The organism is Leisingera daeponensis, from assembly GCF_019801465.1.
Lineage (GTDB): Bacteria > Pseudomonadota > Alphaproteobacteria > Rhodobacterales > Rhodobacteraceae > Leisingera > Leisingera daeponensis_A.
The window spans coordinates 1-2,741 of sequence record NZ_JAHVJA010000037.1 but is presented as its reverse complement, the minus strand read 5'-3'; the positions used below and the strand labels follow the sequence as shown (position 1 = coordinate 2,741).

Genomic DNA, 2,741 nt, shown 5'->3' with positions numbered 1-2,741 from the left:
GGCGCGTCCGGTTGCTTGACGGCAATCGTCCGCAATTGCCCGTCCCGCAAGCTCATCTCAAAGGCTTCGCTGCCGAAATCAAAGCCGGCCAGGGCCTCGCGGCCGGCGGCGCGGTCGCGCATCAGGTTCACTCCCATTGAAATCATCAGCGCCGAGGGGCTGATGAAGCGGGTCGGGTCATGACCCGGCACCGTCAGCGCCCAGCGGCACAGCGCCTCCAGCACCGGCAGCAGGCCGCGGCCCGCACCTGTCAGCGCATAAATGCCCAGCCGCTCGTCATGGTCAATCACCCCCGCCGCTGTCAGCTGCTCCAGCCGTCCGGTCAGCACACTGGCAGTGATGCCCGGCAGTCCCTTGCGGATCATCTGGAACCGTTTGGGAGCAAACATCAGCTCGCGCACAACCAGCAGCGCCCAGCGGTCGCCGACCAGGTTCAGCGCATGCGCGGCCAGGCAGCCTTCGTCATAGCGGATACGCGGGGATTTGCCGTGTTTAGTCATTTTAAAATACTATCAGTTGTTTTTCACTACTTCAACTGGCACGATTGACGCAGGAGCAGGATTCGCTCCGCAGCAAAAGGATACTTGAGATGGCCTACTACACGGGCATGGTCGCAGCGGTCCCGGCTGCGAATAAGAAGAAATATGCGGAGCATGCGGCGGTGGCCTGGCCCCTGTTTGCATCCTATGGCGCAACCCGAATGGTCGAGACCTGGGGCGTTGACGTGCCCAAGGGAAAAGTCACTGACTTTTACGGTGCCGTGGATGCCAAGGCGGATGAAGCGATCGTATTCTCCTGGATCGCCTGGCCGGACAAGGCAACCGCGGATACGGCGTGGAAGAAGATGGAAAGCGACCCCGCGATGAAGGAGCTGGCGGAAATGCCCTTTGACGGCAGCCGCATGATTTACGGTGGCTTCTCGCCAGTCTTCGAGCGGGGCAATCACACCGGCGCAGGGTATTATCAGGGCTTCCTGCTGGCGGTGCCGCAGAAGAACAAGGCGGCCTATACCGAGATGGCGGACGAGGGCTGGCAGATGTTCGAAAAAGGCGGTGCGCTCGGGCTGATCGAAAACTGGGGAGAGGACGTGCCGCACGGCAAAAAGACCGATTTCTACCGCGCTGCGAAGGCCGAAGAGGGTGAGGTGCCGCTGTTCAGCTGGTCCGCCTGGCCCGACCGCGCCACCTGCGATGCCGCCGCCAAGGCGATGGAGGCGGAAATGGGCAGTATCGACATGTCAGCGATGCCCTTCGACGGCATGCGGATGATGTGGGGAGGGTTCGAGCCACTGTTCGATTCCGGAGAGAAGGCATGACTCTCACGCTCATCACCTATGACTGGCTGCCCGAGTTCCCCCGCGGTTTCGTGCGCGACTTGCGCGTGCGGTGGGTGCTGGAGGAACTCGGCCGCCCCTATCTGGTTGAGACGGTCCCCGCTCACCCGAGGAGCGAAGCACACCGGGAAATGCAGCCTTTTGCGCAGGTCCCGGTGATCCGCGACGGGGAGCTGACCCTGTTCGAAAGCGGCGCGATCCTGATGCATCTGGGGGAAGGCACTGCGCTGCTGCCCGGTCCGCGGCGTGCTGAGGTTACTCAATGGCTCTTCGCCGCCCTGAACACGGTCGAGATAGCCGTCATCCGCTGGGAGACAATGGTGCTTGCGGAAAGGATTCCGGAGTTTTTTGGCCCGGCGCCGGCTGGGGAAGTTACCGCCCATGCCAGGCAGGAGCTGGACACCAAGCTGGCGGCGCTGGAGCAGGCGGTTGCCGAGCGGGACTGGCTTGCCGGCGCATTCAGCATTGCCGACGTAGCGATGACCGAAGTGCTGCGCGTGCCGGAGTCTGAAGGCGCCCTGGAAGGCTATCCGGTCCTTTCGGACTATGTAGCGCGGGCCGCCGCCCGGCCCGCATTCAAAAAGGCGATGGCAGATCACATGGGCCATTGGCAGCAGGCAGATGCCGCCCGCGCCGCTTCCGGCCAGGCCTGACGCCCGCTGGAGCGGACCTGGAGCAGCCGGGTATTGCGGTCCGGCTGGAGTCCGGAATTTCACCCGGTTCGGGCTGCAAACGCCCGAAGACAGCTCTGAAGGAGAACAAGGAATGGCCATTGCCAAAAATACAGTTTGCCTCTGGTATGACAATGAGGCCGAAGCTGCAGCCCGCTTTTATGCGGAAACCTTTCCCGGCAGTTCGGTAACGGCCGTACGGCACGCACCCAGCGATTTCCCCTCCGGCAAGGCCGGAGATGTGCTGGCGGTCGAGTTCACGGTTCTGGGCATCCCCTGCCTGGGTCTGAATGGCGGGTCTGCGTTCAAACACAGCGAAGCCTTCTCGTTCCAGATATCCACCGAGGATCAGGAGGAGACCGACCGCTACTGGAACGCGATTGTCAGCAACGGCGGCGAGGAAAGCGCCTGCGGGTGGTGCAGAGACAAATGGGGCATCTCCTGGCAAATCACGCCGCGGGTTCTGATGGAGGCGCTTGCCGCAGGCGGCGGCGAAGCGAAGCGCGCGTTTGAGGCGATGATGCAAATGAGGAAAATTGACGTTGCTGCAATCGAGACGGCCCGCCGCGGCTGAACCGATGAAGGCCGGGTGTTTCAGGAGATTTCGAGGATGAAGACCACTGCTTTAGGCGCGGCAGCTTCTCTGCTGCTGGCAACGCTGGCGCAGGCCGCCACTGTCCGCGTGGATGGCCATGAAATCCATTACGAGGTGCATGGCGACCCGGGTTCGGGCGGGG

4 protein-coding genes are annotated in these 2,741 nt (G+C 62.7%); 3 read left to right on the top strand and 1 reads right to left on the bottom strand.

Annotated features, from left to right (window positions below; translation table 11 throughout):
* On the bottom strand, positions 1-500 hold a 500-nt coding region (locus KUV26_RS23430; RefSeq protein WP_222510267.1), incomplete at its 3' end, for a winged helix-turn-helix transcriptional regulator.
* Positions 501-589: 89 nt separating this feature from the next.
* Here KUV26_RS23430 and KUV26_RS23425 point away from each other — a divergent pair.
* From KUV26_RS23425 to KUV26_RS23415, 3 genes are all read left to right on the top strand, one after another.
* Complete coding sequence (locus KUV26_RS23425; protein ID WP_222510266.1) at positions 590-1,315, top strand: DUF1428 domain-containing protein; 726 nt, start codon at positions 590-592, stop codon at positions 1,313-1,315.
* Complete coding sequence (locus tag KUV26_RS23420) at positions 1,312-1,986, top strand: glutathione S-transferase family protein (RefSeq protein WP_222510265.1); 675 nt, start codon at positions 1,312-1,314, stop codon at positions 1,984-1,986. Before KUV26_RS23425 ends, KUV26_RS23420 begins: the two co-directional genes overlap by 4 nt.
* Positions 1,987-2,098: 112 nt before the next feature.
* Positions 2,099-2,578: a VOC family protein gene (locus KUV26_RS23415; protein WP_222510264.1), complete on the top strand. Its 480-nt coding sequence runs from the start codon at positions 2,099-2,101 to the stop codon at positions 2,576-2,578.
* Positions 2,579-2,741: the final 163 nt, after the last annotated feature.

Excerpts from the sequence above, each read along its gene's own strand:
- KUV26_RS23420 (WP_222510265.1), top strand. The coding sequence starts at position 1,312 with ATGACTCTCACGCTCATCACCTATGACTGGCTGCCCGAGTTCCCCCGC.
- KUV26_RS23415 (WP_222510264.1), top strand. The coding sequence starts at position 2,099 with ATGGCCATTGCCAAAAATACAGTTTGCCTCTGGTATGACAATGAGGCC.
- KUV26_RS23425 (WP_222510266.1), top strand. The coding sequence starts at position 590 with ATGGCCTACTACACGGGCATGGTCGCAGCGGTCCCGGCTGCGAATAAG.